Annotated in this window: 16 protein-coding genes; 6 read left to right on the forward strand and 10 right to left on the reverse strand. The window is 57.0% G+C overall.

The window, feature by feature from the left end:
• Window positions 1–36 precede the first annotated feature (36 nt).
• A complete protein-coding gene (locus tag OS242_RS17225) occupies window positions 37–165 on the reverse strand; it encodes a hypothetical protein (protein WP_267152936.1) in 129 nt (42 codons plus the stop codon).
• 155 nt (window positions 166–320) lie between these two features.
• On the opposite strand from OS242_RS17225, the gene OS242_RS17230 reads away from it, so the two are divergent.
• Window positions 321–515 (forward strand): 2-hydroxymuconate tautomerase, encoded by a 195-nt coding sequence (locus tag OS242_RS17230; protein ID WP_267152937.1) that lies wholly within the window; start codon window positions 321–323, stop codon window positions 513–515.
• 57 nt (window positions 516–572) lie between these two features.
• Here the strand turns inward: OS242_RS17230 and corA (OS242_RS17235) are convergent, their stop codons facing one another.
• The 5 genes from corA (OS242_RS17235) to OS242_RS17255 form a co-directional block, all read right to left on the reverse strand.
• Complete coding sequence (gene corA, locus OS242_RS17235; RefSeq protein ID WP_267152938.1) at window positions 573–1,544, reverse strand: magnesium/cobalt transporter CorA; 972 nt, start codon at window positions 1,542–1,544, stop codon at window positions 573–575.
• Between the two features lie 119 nt (window positions 1,545–1,663).
• Window positions 1,664–2,791 (reverse strand): Ger(x)C family spore germination protein, encoded by a 1,128-nt coding sequence (locus OS242_RS17240; RefSeq protein WP_267152939.1) that lies wholly within the window; start codon window positions 2,789–2,791, stop codon window positions 1,664–1,666.
• Window positions 2,788–3,879, reverse strand: a complete 1,092-nt coding sequence (locus OS242_RS17245; RefSeq protein WP_267152940.1) for a GerAB/ArcD/ProY family transporter — start codon at window positions 3,877–3,879, stop codon at window positions 2,788–2,790. The genes OS242_RS17240 and OS242_RS17245 overlap by 4 nt, the downstream gene beginning before the upstream one ends.
• A gap of 10 nt (window positions 3,880–3,889) precedes the next feature.
• A complete protein-coding gene (locus tag OS242_RS17250; RefSeq protein WP_267152941.1) occupies window positions 3,890–5,452 on the reverse strand; it encodes a spore germination protein in 1,563 nt (520 codons plus the stop codon).
• A 132-nt stretch (window positions 5,453–5,584) separates the two neighbouring features.
• Window positions 5,585–6,892 (reverse strand): hemolysin family protein, encoded by a 1,308-nt coding sequence (locus OS242_RS17255; RefSeq protein ID WP_267153022.1) that lies wholly within the window; start codon window positions 6,890–6,892, stop codon window positions 5,585–5,587.
• A 294-nt stretch (window positions 6,893–7,186) separates the two neighbouring features.
• On the opposite strand from OS242_RS17255, the gene OS242_RS17260 reads away from it, so the two are divergent.
• Entirely contained in the window at window positions 7,187–7,681 is a 495-nt protein-coding gene (locus OS242_RS17260; protein ID WP_267152942.1) for an inorganic diphosphatase, read from the forward strand.
• Window positions 7,682–7,747: 66 nt separating this feature from the next.
• Here the strand turns inward: OS242_RS17260 and OS242_RS17265 are convergent, their stop codons facing one another.
• A complete protein-coding gene (locus OS242_RS17265; protein ID WP_267152943.1) occupies window positions 7,748–8,008 on the reverse strand; it encodes a hypothetical protein in 261 nt (86 codons plus the stop codon).
• Between the two features lie 67 nt (window positions 8,009–8,075).
• Between OS242_RS17265 and OS242_RS17270 the strand changes: the two genes are divergently transcribed.
• Together OS242_RS17270 and OS242_RS17275 are read left to right on the forward strand one after the other, a co-directional pair.
• Window positions 8,076–8,858: an ABC transporter substrate-binding protein gene (locus OS242_RS17270; RefSeq protein ID WP_267152944.1), complete on the forward strand. Its 783-nt coding sequence runs from the start codon at window positions 8,076–8,078 to the stop codon at window positions 8,856–8,858.
• Between the two features lie 5 nt (window positions 8,859–8,863).
• A complete protein-coding gene (locus OS242_RS17275) occupies window positions 8,864–9,340 on the forward strand; it encodes an NUDIX hydrolase (RefSeq protein ID WP_267152945.1) in 477 nt (158 codons plus the stop codon).
• Window positions 9,341–9,437: 97 nt separating this feature from the next.
• Here the strand turns inward: OS242_RS17275 and OS242_RS17280 are convergent, their stop codons facing one another.
• The 3 genes from OS242_RS17280 to OS242_RS17290 all read right to left on the reverse strand — a co-directional run bounded on the left by OS242_RS17280 (window position 9,438) and on the right by OS242_RS17290 (window position 12,119).
• Window positions 9,438–10,958, reverse strand: a complete 1,521-nt coding sequence (locus OS242_RS17280) for a long-chain-fatty-acid--CoA ligase (protein ID WP_267152946.1) — start codon at window positions 10,956–10,958, stop codon at window positions 9,438–9,440.
• A 93-nt stretch (window positions 10,959–11,051) separates the two neighbouring features.
• Window positions 11,052–11,834 (reverse strand): enoyl-CoA hydratase/isomerase family protein, encoded by a 783-nt coding sequence (locus OS242_RS17285; protein ID WP_267152947.1) that lies wholly within the window; start codon window positions 11,832–11,834, stop codon window positions 11,052–11,054.
• Window positions 11,835–11,927: 93 nt separating this feature from the next.
• A complete protein-coding gene (locus OS242_RS17290) occupies window positions 11,928–12,119 on the reverse strand; it encodes a hypothetical protein (RefSeq protein ID WP_267152948.1) in 192 nt (63 codons plus the stop codon).
• Window positions 12,120–12,307: 188 nt separating this feature from the next.
• Here OS242_RS17290 and OS242_RS17295 point away from each other — a divergent pair, with 188 nt between their 5' ends.
• Window positions 12,308–13,879 (forward strand): nitrite/sulfite reductase, encoded by a 1,572-nt coding sequence (locus tag OS242_RS17295; protein ID WP_267152949.1) that lies wholly within the window; start codon window positions 12,308–12,310, stop codon window positions 13,877–13,879.
• 81 nt (window positions 13,880–13,960) lie between these two features.
• Window positions 13,961–14,923: a magnesium/cobalt transporter CorA gene (corA, locus tag OS242_RS17300; RefSeq protein WP_267152950.1), complete on the forward strand. Its 963-nt coding sequence runs from the start codon at window positions 13,961–13,963 to the stop codon at window positions 14,921–14,923.
• Window positions 14,924–14,929: the final 6 nt, after the last annotated feature.

Below are 14,929 nucleotides of genomic sequence, written 5' to 3' on the forward strand. Positions count from 1 at the left end.
GGCAGCCCTCTCGGTTTTCGCACCGTCCATCATGGATTAGTAAGCGACGCCGTACGGAACCAACAGGAAGAACAGAACGAAGATGATCAGGAACACAACAGCCCAACGCGTATACCCGCCAAACACACCGTACCCGTACCCAGCACCTGCAACGTTACCTGCCATACTGAATTCCTCCTTTGTGTTGTCATGCCATATTCTATACAGCATCCCCCACGGTTGACTGGACACCTGTCCCTCCCTTGGAAAAAATGTGTACGCGCCCACGCCGGACAGGTATAATAGAGCAAAATACACTCTGACCACAGGAGGTATCACTCATGCCCTTTGTCCACATCGAATGGCTGGAAGGCCGCACCCTCGAACAAAAGCGCGAACTGGCCAAACGCATCACCGACGCCGTTTCCGAAGTCGCAGGCTCGCCGCAACAAAACGTCCACGTCTTCTTCACCGACATGAAAAGAGAAGACTACGGCTTTGGCGGCGAACTGACCCTCGACCGCCAGCAAAAGTAAGAACCGCAACCGCCAAACAAAAAAAGCCCCCGGACATCGTTCCGCTGGGGCTTTTTTTCAGATCCATTTTTTCGTGCGAAACACCTTGAGCATCCAATACGAGATCCCCATCAACCCGGCAAAGATCAACACCGTGGAGATCGGATTTTCCGAAAACGGCAACGGTACGTTCATCCCGAAAAACCCGGTGATAAACGTCAGCGGCAGCATGACCGTCGAGATGACGGTGAGCACCCGGATCGTGTCATTCGTGCGCGCCTGCACCAGCGAATAATACGTCTCCATCGCACCGCTGATCAAATCGCGGTTGGACTCGACCGCGTCGGCGATCCGCTCCAAATGGTCGACCAAGTCGATGTAATACGGAATGTTGTCTTCCCGGATCTCGAACGAATAGCGCCCGTTCACATTGGCGAAGATGCGCTTTTGCGGCTGGATCACGCGACGGATCAAAACGATGTTCCGTTTGAGCGCGAGGAACTCCTCCGTGATCTCATGCGCCGGCTCGACGTAGATCTCGTCTTCCAACTCGTCGATCCGCGCGGCCAGACGCTCCAAGATCGGGAAGTACTCGTCGGTGATGCCGTCGACCATCGAATACAGCAAAAATTCCGGTCCGCGTCGCATATACTGCGAGCTGCGGAGCGAAGAGGAAGCAATCCGCCCAATCGACTGCAACGGCTTTTTATGGATCGTGACCAAATAGTTTTTGCCAAGGAAGATGTTCAGCTCCTCGGTCGTGATCTCGATCTCTTTTTCCTCGTCATAGCGCAAGGCGTGAAAGACGAAAAAGTAATAGTCTTCGTAATTGTCCACCTTCGACCGGGGGCTGTCATGCAAACAGTCTTCAATCGCCAACGGGTGGAAATCAAAGATGTTGCCGATATACTTCAACTCTTCCGCTGTGCAGTTGTACAGGTCGATCCACAGCAGATTGTCCGAATCCTGCAACAGGTCGGCTCGTCGCGTCAAATCGACGTCATGATACATCTTGTTTTCGAGGTGGTTATAAAAATACGTCTTGATCATAGCGCAGCCCTCACAATGTCGTTCCCTCTCACTGAATCGTCGATTCTGATACGATTATAGGCTTCTGATCCCTCACCGTCAATGCACTACACCATATGCGTGCGGCTGGGCAGATGTACCTAATGAATCATCCCCGTCTGCAAGATGCGGACGTTGACTTTCACATCGATCTTTGCTTGTTTGTACAACTCCCGCCACTTTTCTTTTTCCAGTTCTTTGATGAACCCTTTGGCACGGTACATTTCACCCAATCCCAGTTGATCGGTTTCAAAGTCTTTTTGCAATTTTTTGATCAAAGCGGATAACTCCTGCTGATATTCCTCGGCAAACTCCTGCTCCAGCTTTTGAATCTCCTGCTTCTCCTCCAAGTTGTGTCCGCCCGTGTACTCGCTCACCGCTCCTTGAATGAGAACGTTCGCCTGAAACACGGGACGTCCCCCCGAATGGCTGACGTCCCACTTTGTGCTTGTTTTGATATACATCAGAACCGCATGTGCATGTACCCCTTGCCGGATCGTCTCTTTCAGCGTCGCTTCCAGCTCCCCGGTGGACGTTCCCTTGCTGCTGATATAGGCGAGATTTCGCGCCTCCTTGGCGTTGAGCAGTCCGATAAACTTATCGTCATGAAACACGGCCAGCCCGTCGACGAGGATGTCCTCTTTGCCCAGCCGCAAATAGGGCAACACCGGGTCTTTGCCCTCGTCGTACACATCGCGGATAAACGTGTGCAGATTGGTCTTTGGCATCGAGCGTTCCGACATCTCCTTGCGCAACATGCGGTAGAGGTAGATATCGATTGAAGGCTTGTCCGGGTAGCGTTTGGTGAAAAAGTTGATCGCCCGTCCTTCCACCACCGCGAGCACGATCTGCGACCCGATCTCCGAGTCGCGAAACAGCGTGTCGCTGAGCGGCAAAATGCCTGTTCTCGACAGTTCCTCCCCATATAAAACCACGCGAATCTGACCGGACACCAGCTTTCGTTCGCTCATCCGCGACATGTTGAACCGCAGTTCCTTGCTCGTATGCCCGGTGACGGAGAGCACGTCGACTTTCTCCTGTCCGGTATCGGTAAAGTTCGGCAACACCGTGGTGCCCAGCAGATCCCCGCCGTCCTCCGCCAGATCATAGCCGACCGCTGAGACGACCCCGAGTTCTTCCAACACTTTGCTGCGGGTGATCGTGCAGCCGGGCAACACCACAGCCGACAGCAGCGCGAGCGTCAAACAGACCGCAACGCTACGCTTCATGATGCATCCCCCTTTCGCCGCAGGATGAGTGAGATCAACCACAAAAGCAACGGATAGCCGATCATCAGATAAAAGCCGGACTTGGACAGGAGATTGAGCAGCAGGTTCATCTCCGCCCGTCCGTTGATCATCTGCGAGAGCGGCAGCGTCGCCGCCGCGATCAAGCTGTAAACGATGCCTTTTTTCAACGGGATCGCTTTGCGAACCCCTTCGATCCCCGCCCACAGGTAGGTGCCCGATGTGTTGACCACCTGCACCAGCCACACCGCGATGATGATCGTCTCAAACCGCTCGATAAACGGCACCTGCACATGTTTGAACATCGTCAGCATCGGCCAGATCGTTTTCCCCAACTGTCCAATGCTAAAAAAGATGATCGTCACGACCGCGATGACCGTGTAGACCAGAATCGTCGACCAAGAGGCGATCGACGCAGCGGGGAGTACGTCTTTTTTATACGCCACATACGGGTAATAAACCAGCAACAACTCGACGCCGAGCAACGACAACGCCGAGAGCAAACTGCCTTGAAACAGATCGTTGAGCCCGACAGACCCGATGGGAAACAGATGCGACAACGTACCGGTGGAGAGTGGAAAATAAGCGAGCAAAATGATCCAAGCGGTCAAGAAAAACGCGGAGATGGCGTAGCGCCCGAGCAGTCGGATGCCGCAAAAAGCGCTGTAGACGATGGGGATCATGAACAACAACGTCAACAGCCACACCGGAGTCAGCGGAAACATCCAGGTGTTTACCAATTCCACGAACGTGCGGATCGTCATGAAATACGCAAACAGACAGTAGACGGCAAACAGCAACGAAAACACGCTGCCCATCCATTTGCCGAACAAGCGTCGATGAATGTCATAGATGCCGAGCGTCTGAAAACGGCGAAGCAACAACCAGGAAAAAAGCACAGCGGCCTGCGTGTACACCCCGGACAGCAAGATCGCCAGCGGTGCGTCATGTCCCGCCTTGTCTGCCACAAACCGCACCAGACCGAGAATGCCGACGCCGATCGGGACGGTATGGATCAAGAACATCAACTGTATCGAATTCAGCGTGTTCGACGGTCCCTGTCGTTCCACATCCAGTTCCTCATTTCCGCTTGAGAGATGTATTGCCCGCCTTTTTGTTCTTTTGCGCACGAGTCATCGCCGGTCGAGTCGTCAACAGTTGCGTCGGCACGCGGATCATCGTGTCTTTGAGGTCGGCAAGTCGCAGCGAGGCATAGGGCGACATGTACGGTGCCCCGATGGAGGAGAGATTCAAGAGATGGATCAAGATCGTGACGAGCCCGACGGAGAGGCCGATAAACCCCCACAGCCCGGCGATCAAGATGATCGGAAAGCGGATGACCCGCACCGCGTTGCCCATCACATAGCTGGGTGTCACAAAGGAAGCGAGGGCGGACAAGGACACGACGATGATCATCACATTTGACGTCAATCCGGCCGACACGGCCGCTTGTCCGATGACGATACCGCCGACGATGCCCATCGTCTGACCGACCTTGGTCGGCAGCCTGACCCCGGCCTCGCGCAGGACCTCCAGCGTCAGTTCAAGAAAGACCGCTTCATATAAAGGCGGAAACGGCACGCGCGCCCGCGATTGGGCGATCGTCTTCAACATGTTCGCCGGGATGATCTCGTAGTGATAGGTGAGCACCGCCACGTAGATCGCCGAAAACGTGATCGACACCACCACTCCGAACAGGCGCAACAGCCGCACCAGCGACGAGGACATCCAGCGATTGAAATAGTCTTCCGGCGAATGGAAAAACTCGATAAAACTGCTCGGACCCATGCAGACATACGGCGTGCCGTCGATGAGCACCACGACCTTGCCGTCGATCAGTCCCGAGCAGGCGCTGTCCGGTCGCTCGACCAGATTGAACTGCGGAAACGGCGACAACGGCTGGTCGTCGATCCACTGAGCCAACGTGCCCGAGTCGATCAGCGCATCGACGTCGATCTTGCCGATCCGCTCTTTCATTTCTTCGACGTACTCCTCGTTGGCCACGCCCTTGATCGACAACACGATCACGCTCGTCTGCGTCAGTTCGCCGACCTTCATCCCCTCGACACGAAGATTCGGCGTGCGCAGCCTTTTTCGGATCAGCGAGAGATTGGTGTCGATCGACTCGGTAAATCCGTCCTGTGGCCCGATGACAATCGATTGATTTTCCGCCTTGCTCACGCCGCGCCCCGGCACCTGCGACGTTTTAAACCCGTACAAGCCTTCCTCGCCCGGCATCGCCACCAGCGTCCACCCGGAGAGCAGATAGGCCACCGCTTCATCCAGGCGGACCACCTTGTCGCGCTCATTGATCGAGATCGTGTCGCGCAGTTGTTCGGTGGAGCCGCCCTTGGAGACAACCAGATGCATCGGCTTGATCACATCGCGCTGTTGCACGTTGAGGTCGACCAGCGATTTGAGAAAGATGAGGTGAATCGTGGAGCGCCCTCTGCCGATCCGGTGCGTCTCCACGTCCTGCGCATGGGAGACCGCTGCCAACACGCGGCGTACTTTCTCCTCGCCGTCTTCGGTGCCGATCCTCTCGTTCGCCACGTCGTGGTCTGGACGCTCGTCGTTCTGACCCTGACCGGTGCTCAACTTCTCGATCAGTTTGCTGAGCAGCAACTCCTTGAGTATCTTCACCCTCCCGTCCCGTCCTTTCACGTGGTTCTGTTTCCTTAGTCTTTCGCTGGCAGATGTTGTTTATGTAGAGAAAAAAAGCCTGAGCGCGTACAGCGCTCAGGCTTTGGGTATCCTTGCTATGGAGTTGCCGGATCAGGCGAGTTGAGACACTTCTTCCTCGTCTTCGTCGACCGATTTGAGCCGCTTGAGCATCAGTCGCGTGACGCGCAAAGAGTCCATCTCGGCGATGGTGACTTGGTAGTTGTCGACCGTCACCCGGGCACCGACGTGCGGTGTCGGGACTTGGGCGTAGATCCAGCCGCCGATGGTGTCGACTTCGTCCGACTCGATCTTGAGATGAAAATGCTCGTTGACCTCGTCGATCAACATGCGCGCATCGAGCGAGATCAACTCGCCGTCCACCTCGATGAACGGACGCTCCTCGTCAAATTCGTCCTGGATCTCGCCGACCAGCTCTTCGAGAATGTCCTCGGTGGTGACGATCCCGGCCGTGCCGCCAAACTCATCGATGACGATGGCCAGCTCGGAGCGGTTTTTCTGAAGGATCTTCAGCACGTCCTTGATCGGCATCGACTCCGGTACGGTGACCGGCTTGCGGGCGATCGTCTCCAGCGAGATCCCTTCATGGTCGCTCAAGGCGAGACCATAGAGGTCCTTGATGTGGACGATGCCGACGATGTTGTCTTTATCCTCTTTGCAAAGCGGGAAACGGGTGTGCTTTTCCGCGTCCGCCTTGCGGAAGTTGTCATCAAAAGAGCGGTCGAGATAGAGACAGCTCATATCGGTGCGCGGCACCATGATCTCACGGGCCACGCGGTTGGTAAAGTCAAAGATGTTGTCAAACAGATCACGTTCCGCCTCGTCGATCACACCGCTCTCGTGACTTTGCGTCACGAGCATGCGCAGCTCTTCCTCGTTATGGGCCAATTCCGCCTCGGACGCCGGCCGGATCCCGATCAAGCGCAGGAACTGGTTGGCCGTGCCGTTGAGCAGCCAGATCGCCGGAAAGGCGAGTTTGTAGAAGAACATGAGCGGACCTGCCGTCCACAGCACCGTGCCTTCGGAGCGCTGGATCGCCAGCGACTTGGGCGCGAGTTCGCCTAAGACGATATGCAGGAATGTGATGATCGAGAAGCTGACCACAGCCGCGACAGTGTGTACGACAGCCGAGGAGAGCCCGAATTCGGCAAACAAAGGCTCAAAGATTTTCGCGAGCGTGCCTTCCCCCACCCAACCGAGTCCAAGCGAGGACAAGGTGATGCCGAGCTGAGTGGCCGACAGATAGGCATCGAGCTTATCGGTCACATCTTGAGCAAACTTTGCCCGTTTGTTTCCTTCCATGACCAGCTGCTCGATGCGCGTCGAACGCACCTTGACCATCGCGAACTCAGCCGCAACGAAAAAGCCGTTCAACAAGACGAGAAGCAAAATCACCACCAGGTCAAACACAGATACCGCGGAACTACCAAAAGGGTCTTCCAAGTTTCGGCTCCTGACAATACAAACTCTCGTACGTCAGGAATCCACCTCCCAGAAATAATATAGTTGTAGATGAGTATAACACAGGTTGTTGGTTTCTTCCACCTGCCATAAGAAATGCTTATGCGCGTTCTCCTCCCGAAAATGACCGAAAAAGAGCGTTTTCGACGATGAGTTTCACGCCACGTTGTCATGTTCTGCCTCACTTGCTATAATTGGTATGATTTCAGATCGAAGTAGCAGGAGGTTACCATCATGGCAAATGAATTGATCGTAAACGCACTGGTCGAGATCCCGGCCGGCTCGCAGAACAAGTACGAATTTGACAAGAAGCTGAACCGCTTCGTCCTCGACCGCGTTCTCTTCTCCCCGATGCACTACCCGACCGAATATGCATACATCGAAGACACCCTCGCGGAAGACGGCGACCCGGTCGACGTGCTTGTCCTCACCTCGTTCCCGACCTTCCCGGGCGTTGTGATCGAGTCCCGCGTCATCGGCGTCCTGATGATGTCCGACGACAAAGGCAAAGACGAAAAGCTGCTGGCTGTTCCGACTTCCGACCCGCGTTTCAACGACGTACATACGCTGGAAGACGTCGCACCGCATCTGCTCAAAGAGATCTCCCACTTCTTCCAAGTCTACAAAGACCTCGAAAACAAAAAGGTCTCCATCGACGGCTGGGAAGGCGTGGAAACCGCTGCTCGCCTCGTAAAAGAAGCGATCGAGCGCCACAACAACACCAAGTAATGACGAAAAATCCTGAGTTGACTCAACTCAGGATTTTTTACAGGTTTCTTTCATTGCGCCGGGCTCTTAGCCGAACATCTTGAAGCCGCGCGCTTGCAGCGTGCGAATCGTATAGGTGGCGACCACGCCGCCGATGATGATCGGAGTCACGAGCAGGAGTTTAAAGACCAGTACTTCCATCGAGATAAGGAAATAGATCGACAGGCCGACGGCGATCACAGTGGACGACCACGGTTTGCCTTTGATCAGCATGTTGATGATAAAACCTACGCCGAAGGAAGCGATCAGGAACAGAAGAAACACAAAGATGTACAGTGCTGCGCTCATAGCGTCACCTCATTTTTCAATCATACCCGTGTATTGTACCACCAAAGAGTTGGGAGGGGCAACCACAGTGTCAACGCAGCGCATCATTTCAATCTGCCCGAGCAACACCGAGTTGCTTCATGCGCTCGGGCTGATGGACCGGGTGGTCGGGATCGACGATTATTCAGATTGGCCGCCGGAAGAGACGGCCGCTCTGCCCAAGCTCGGACCTGACCTCAACATCGACATGGACAAACTGATCGCGCTCCGGCCGGACCTTGTGATCGCGTCGCTCTCCGTGCCCGGCATGGAGAAAAACGTCGACCGGCTGGCCGAGCGCGGCATCCCGCATCTCGTGCTCAACCCGAAGTCGATCGACGACATCTACGAGGACATCCGCATCCTCGGCCGCGCCTGCGCCGTCGAGGAGCGGGCCGAAGCGCTGATCCTGGAGCTTCAAGGCAAGGTCCGCCGCGTGCAAGAGCGGGTCGCCGGCCGCACCGAGCGGCCGAAATTGTACTGGGAATGGTGGCCGCGTCCGCTGATCTCCCCCGGACAGCTCAACTGGCTGACGATGATCAGTGACCTCGTCGGCGCCCACAACCTGTTTGCCGACAAGCCGGGCGACAGTTACACCGCCGAGCACAGCGAAGTGATCGAGCGGGCGCCTGACTACGTGTTTGCCGTCTGGTGCGGCGTGCATGCCGACAAGGTCAAACCGTCGATGATCACCGAGCGCGAAGGCTGGCAGACGGTGCCCGCCGTGCAAAACGGCCGGGTGCTCGTGCTGGAGGAAGGGCTCTATTGCCGACCGTCCCAACGGCTGTTCCAAGGCTTGGAAGAGCTGGCTGATATCTTGGAAGCGAGGTAGAAACAATGGCAGAACGCGGAGACATCTGGCTCGCCGTCGCGGGCATGGTCGTCCGGGACGGCAAAGTCCTGGTCGTCAAAAAATCATACGGAGCCACCAAAGGGCTGTGGACGCTGCCGGGCGGCTTCGTCAACGCGGACGAGACGCTCGACATGGCCGCCTCCCGCGAAGTGCGGGAAGAGACCGGGATCGAGGCCACCGCAGAGGCGATCCTCGCCGTGCGCAGCGGCGTCCTGCGCAAAGGCAAGCACGACACCCTGCTCGTGTTCCGGCTGCGCTATGCGGGCGGCACAGAGACGCGCTGCGAGCGCGAGATCGACACCATCGACTGGCTGACACCGGACGAGATCGCCGAACACCCCGACACCACCGAATTCCTCGCCAAGATCGTCCGCGAGGTGCAGGCCAAGGACGGCCTGCAAGAACACCCCATCGAGCATACTCGCGACTACGGGTACTCGGTGTACAAGATGTTCATGTGACACACGCCAAACCCCCTCTCCGGCACACAGGAAGGGGGTTTTTTGCATGAAAAAGACCCCGGCGTCGCTTCCGGGGTCTTTTTCCGATACGTGTAAATTATTGCGAGATCTTCGGCTCGTTGCCTTTTTTCAGCTCGCGGCGCAGGATCTTGCCGGTCGAATTTTTCGGCAGTTCCGCCAGCACATCGATCTCCGCCGGCACTTTGTACGGCGCGAGATTTTCTTTGCAAAATGCGATCAGATCTTCCGCCGACACGCCGTTCTCTTGCTTCAGCGCGACAAACGCCTTCACCGCTTCTCCGCGGTTCATGTCCGGGATGCCGACGACAGCCGCTTCCGCCACAGCCGGGTGCTTGAACAGCACCTCTTCGACTTCGCGCGGGTAGACGTTGAAGCCGCCGACGATGATCATGTCCTTTTTGCGGTCGACGACGGTGACATAGCCCTCTTCGTCGATGGTCACGAGATCCCCGGTGTACAGCCAGCCGTCGCGCAGGGCGAGAGCGGTCTCTTCCGGTTTGTTCAGATAGCCGAGCATCACGTTCGGGCCGCGGCAGATCAGCTCCCCGACTTCACCCGGTCCGCACTCGCGGCCGTCTTCGCCGACGACGCGCACTTCGACGCTCGGGATCGAGACGCCGATCGTGCCCGGTTTGCGCTCGCGGTCGAGCGGGTTGAAGGTGACGACCGGAGACGCTTCCGACAGACCGTAGCCTTCGGAGACCATCACGTTAAACTTTTGCTCAAACGCCTTCAGCACCGCGACCGGCATCGCCGCGCCGCCGGAGATCGCCAGACGCAGCGATTGCAGGTCGGACGGCTCGCACTCGGGATGCTGGAGCAGGTAGTTGTACATCGTCGGCACGCCTGCAAACACGGTCGCTTTCGCCGTCAGGATCGCCTTCGACGTCTCGGTCGGCGAGAAGCGCGGCAGCACGAGCAGGGTCGCACCGCGATAGATCGGCGCGTTCAGGCAGACGGTCATGCAGAACACGTGGAACATCGGCAGCACCGCGACCACCGTGTCGGTCTGCAGGAATTGCAGGAAGTCGCCCGTATACTGCGCGTTGGAGCAGACGTTGCGGTGGGAAAGCATCGCGCCCTTCGGCTTGCCGGTCGTGCCGGACGTGTAGAGGATCACCGCGACATCGTCGTCTGCGATCCCCGGCTCGATCAGGCCGGTGCTGTCGGCAAACACTTCGCCAAAGCTCAGGAAGCCCGGTGCCTCGCCGCCGACGAGAATGACATGTTGCAGAGCGGGCAGCGTCGGTTTCATCATCTGATACGCCGGAGCCAGCGGCGCGACGGAGACGACCGCTTCCACACCCGCATCGGCGAGGATGTACTGGATCTCACCCGGCGTGTACAGCGGGTTGATCGGCACAGACACCGCACCGAGGCGCGCAATCGCGTAGTAGGCGATGATAAATTCCGGGGAGTTGCCGAGCAGCATCGCCACGCGGGAGCCTTTTTTCAAACCGAGCTGAGCCAGGCCGGCCGCAAAGCGGTCGACTTGCGCGTCGAGATCACGGTATTGGATCGTCTTGTCGAGGAACAGAATCGCCGCCACATCCGGATGGTTGGCAGCCGCGCGGCGCAAATTTTCACTCAAATTCACAGGGATCACCTCGAGAGTAGGGTAGGAACGCAAAGCACACAACCAAACGGTTGGTCGAAACTTGGTAAAAAAAGAGGCGGTGCCTCTCTTTTCTTAACGATGCTTAAACTTCGCCTCGCGCTTTTCGAAAAAGGCGTTGCAGCCTTCCACGATGTCTTCGGTCTGGAACACTTCGTCGATCAACTCCGCCTCGTAGAGAACGCCGTTGACCAGATCCATCTCCAAACCTTTGTCGACCGCCTTCTTGATCCGAGAAAGCGCTGTCAGCGTGCGCGTGCGCAACACGTTGGCCATCTCCATCGCCGCGTTCATCACCTGATCGTCCGGGACGACCTTGTTGACCAGCCCGATGCGGTGCGCTTCCTGCGCGTCGATCGGATCGCCCATGAACATCAGCTCTTTGGCGCGTCCTTCGCCGATCAGACGGGGCAGACGCTGCGTGCCGCCCGCACCCGGGAACAGTCCGAGCTTGATTTCCGGCAGGCCCAGTTTGACGCTCTCCCCGGCGATGCGGATGTCACAGGTCATCGCCAGCTCAAGTCCTCCACCGAGCGTGATGCCGTTCAATGCGGCAATCGTCGGCTTCGGCAGATAGTCGAGTTTGTTGTAGGTGTGGAAATGCTCCAGCGCCATCTTTTTCGCTTCGCCGGGTGCCATCTTCGACGGGAACTCCTTGATGTCCGCGCCCGCCATAAACGCGCGTCCTGCGCCGGTGAGGATCAGCACGACCACTTCTTCGTCATACTCGATCTCATGCACGCATTCACGGATCTCCAAGCCCACTGCTTCGCTCAGCACGTTGACCGGCGGATTGTCGATCGTCACCACGGCAATGCCGTTTTCTTTTGTCCAGTTCACATATTTGCGAGCGCTCATCGCATACGCCTCCTGATACCGTCACATACGGTCAATCTATTTCTTCTACATGTAGACAGGAGTTCCTGCCTGTTCTTGCACTGACTGGTCAAATTATCGAAAATTTCGTCTCCAACGACCAATAAACAAAATCAAAAACCAGATCCCGGCGAGCGCTGTCACCCCGAGCGCCACCTTGGTCGCCACCCCAAAACCAAACCGCGTGTTCAACCAATAAGAAAGTTCTCCTAGACCGACTAAGATCGCGACCATCAACCAATTCGGGAAATTTTTCTCATTCCACATACGGCTTCCTGCCCCTGCCCTTTCTGCAACCGCATAATTATAGATCTACTCTTTATTTTCCGGCAAATCGACCAAGAACACAAGACTTGTCATGCTGTCTTTAGAAGATTGATTTCCATTTGCACAATACTCCGATTACCCTTATAATCCATATATGGTTACTTGGAATTGAGGGGAGCTGAGCCCATTTGGCTACGTTGAGCAAAGAAGAACTGCTGAAAATCGAAAAAGACGGACTGGACGTCCTCGCAGATATTCACCGCTATGCAAAAGAAGGATTCGACGCGATCGATCCCGGTGACTTTGTACGTTTTAAATGGTACGGCATCTACCAGCAAAAGCCGAAGACCGACCCGTATTTCATGATGCGCGTGAAGATTCCGGGCGGCATGCTCACCTATGAGCAAGCGGTCGTCGTCGCCGAACTGGCAAACCGATTTGGCCGCGGCCTCGCGGACGTCACCACCCGTCAGGCGATCCAGTATCACTGGCTCAAGATCGAAGACATGCCGGAGATCTTCGACCGCCTCGCAGCGGTCGGCATGTCGCCGATCCAAGCGTGCGGCGACGTCGTGCGCAACGTGATCTCGTCGCCGGTCGCCGGTCTCGACGCGAAAGAGCTGTTTGACGTGCGCGATCTCGTGTGGGAAGTGGAGAAAAAGTTCCTGTCGAACAAAACCTACTCCAACCTGCCGCGCAAATTCAAGATCTCCATCGCAGCCGACCCCCGCGACCTCGGTCACCCGGAGATCAACGACCTCGCGCTCGTCCCGGCCAAACTCGGCGAGGAAGTCGGCTATCACATCCTCGTCGGCGGCGGTCTCTCCGCCAAGCCGCACCTCGCGCAAAACCTCGGCATCTTCGTCCGCCAAGAAGAAGCGCTGGAAGTGATCGAAGGCGTCGTCGCCGTCTACCGCGACCACGGCTACCGGGAAAAGCGCAACCATGCCCGCGTCAAGTTCCTCGTCGCCGACTGGGGCGCTGAGAAATTCCTCGACGTGCTGGAAGCGCACATCGGCCGCACCTACACCCGTGGCGGCGAACGCCAGTTTGAACCGTGGAACGGCGCCTACCTCTACGGCGTGCACAAGCAAAAGCAAGCGGGCCTGAACTTCGTCGGCCTCTCGTTGCCGGTCGGCCGCATCTCCGGCGACATCCTGCTGGAGTTCGCCCGCATCGCCAAAAAATACGGCAACGGCGACCTGCGCACCACCAACACCCAAAACATCATCATCCCGAACGTGCCGGACACAAACGTCGACGCGCTGCTGGCCGAGCCTCTGCTCCTGCAGTTCCCGCCGCAGCCGACCGCCTTTGTCGGCCACGCCGTCTCCTGCACGGGCAACGAGTTCTGCAACCTGGCGCTGGTCGAGACCAAGGAACGCATGAAAGAGATCGCGTACCACCTCGACGAGACGTTCCCCGGCTTTGACAACCCGGTCCGCCTGCACGTCAACGGCTGCCCCAACCAGTGCGGCCAACAGGCGATCGCCGACATCGGCCTCGCAGGCGCGCTGGTCCGCATCGAAGGCAAAATGCAGGATGCGTTCGACATCTCCATCGGCGGCGGGCTCGGTGAACACGCCCAGTTCAACCGCAAAGTGGTCCTGAAAGTGGCAGGCGACAAAGTCAAGTACGCGATTGAAGCCATCGTACGCCACTACCTCGCCCACCGCACGGAAGGCGAATCGTTCCGCTCCTTCGCCGCTCGCGTCTCAGACGACGAGATCAAAGCGCAAGTGGCCGCCCTCACGATCTAACGCATGGCAGGCAGCAACGAGACGGTGTCTTTTTCCAAGACACCGTCTTTTTGTTACAATAAAAGCTGGAGGTGATCGACGATGATCCGAACACTCGCCTTGATCAAAGCGAAAGGCTTTGTCAAAGACCTGCCGCTCTCGAGCCTCTCCGGCCCGGACGTGCTCTGGTACTGGGTCGATTTCAACCAACCGGACGAAAACGAGGCGCGTCTGCTCGCCGACCCTTTTCATTTCCATCCGCTGGCCATCGAGGACTGCTATCATTTTCTGCAGCGACCGAAGATGGACTACTACGACGGCTACCAGTTCTTTGTGCTGCACGCGCTCAATCCGCTGACCTTGCACGCCGAAGAGATCGATCTGTTTCTCGGCCCGAACTATGTCGTCTCCTTCCATCTGATGCCATTGCGCGAAGTCGAGGAAGTCTGGAGCCGGATCATGCAGGACAAAAAGGCCAAAGAGCGCGGCCCGCTGTTTGTCGTCTACCAGATCATGGACAAGCTGGTCGACAACTATTTCCCGATGATCTACCAGATCGAAGACCATCTCGACGCCATCGAGGACAACACCAATCGCCAGTCGGTGTCGGCGCTGATGGATCAGGTGTTTGACATCCGCTCCGACCTGCTGAAGATCCGCCGCACCGTCGTGCCGATGCGCGACCTGCTCTACCGGATCTTAAATTCGTCGCATATCCAAGATCACAAGCTGCACCACGCCTATTTCACCGACATCCACGACCATCTGCTCAAGCTGACCGAGATGATCGAGTCCAACCGCGAGATGACAGCCGACCTGCGGGACTCCTACCTGTCGATCAACTCGAACCGGATGAATCAGGTGATGATGACATTGACGATGATCACGACGATCTTCATGCCGCTGACGTTGATCGCCGGGATCTACGGCATGAACTTTGAGAATATGCCCGAGCTGACGACGCGCTACGGCTACTACGTCGTGCTCGGCGTGATGCTGACAGCCGGGAGCCTGATGTACCTGTGGTTTCGCCGCAAAGGATGGTTTGACGAACCCCGCAAATGAGCGGGC

Origin of the sequence: Tumebacillus lacus, from assembly GCF_026410385.1 — a bacterium.
GTDB lineage: Bacteria > Bacillota > Bacilli > Tumebacillales > Tumebacillaceae > Tumebacillus > Tumebacillus lacus.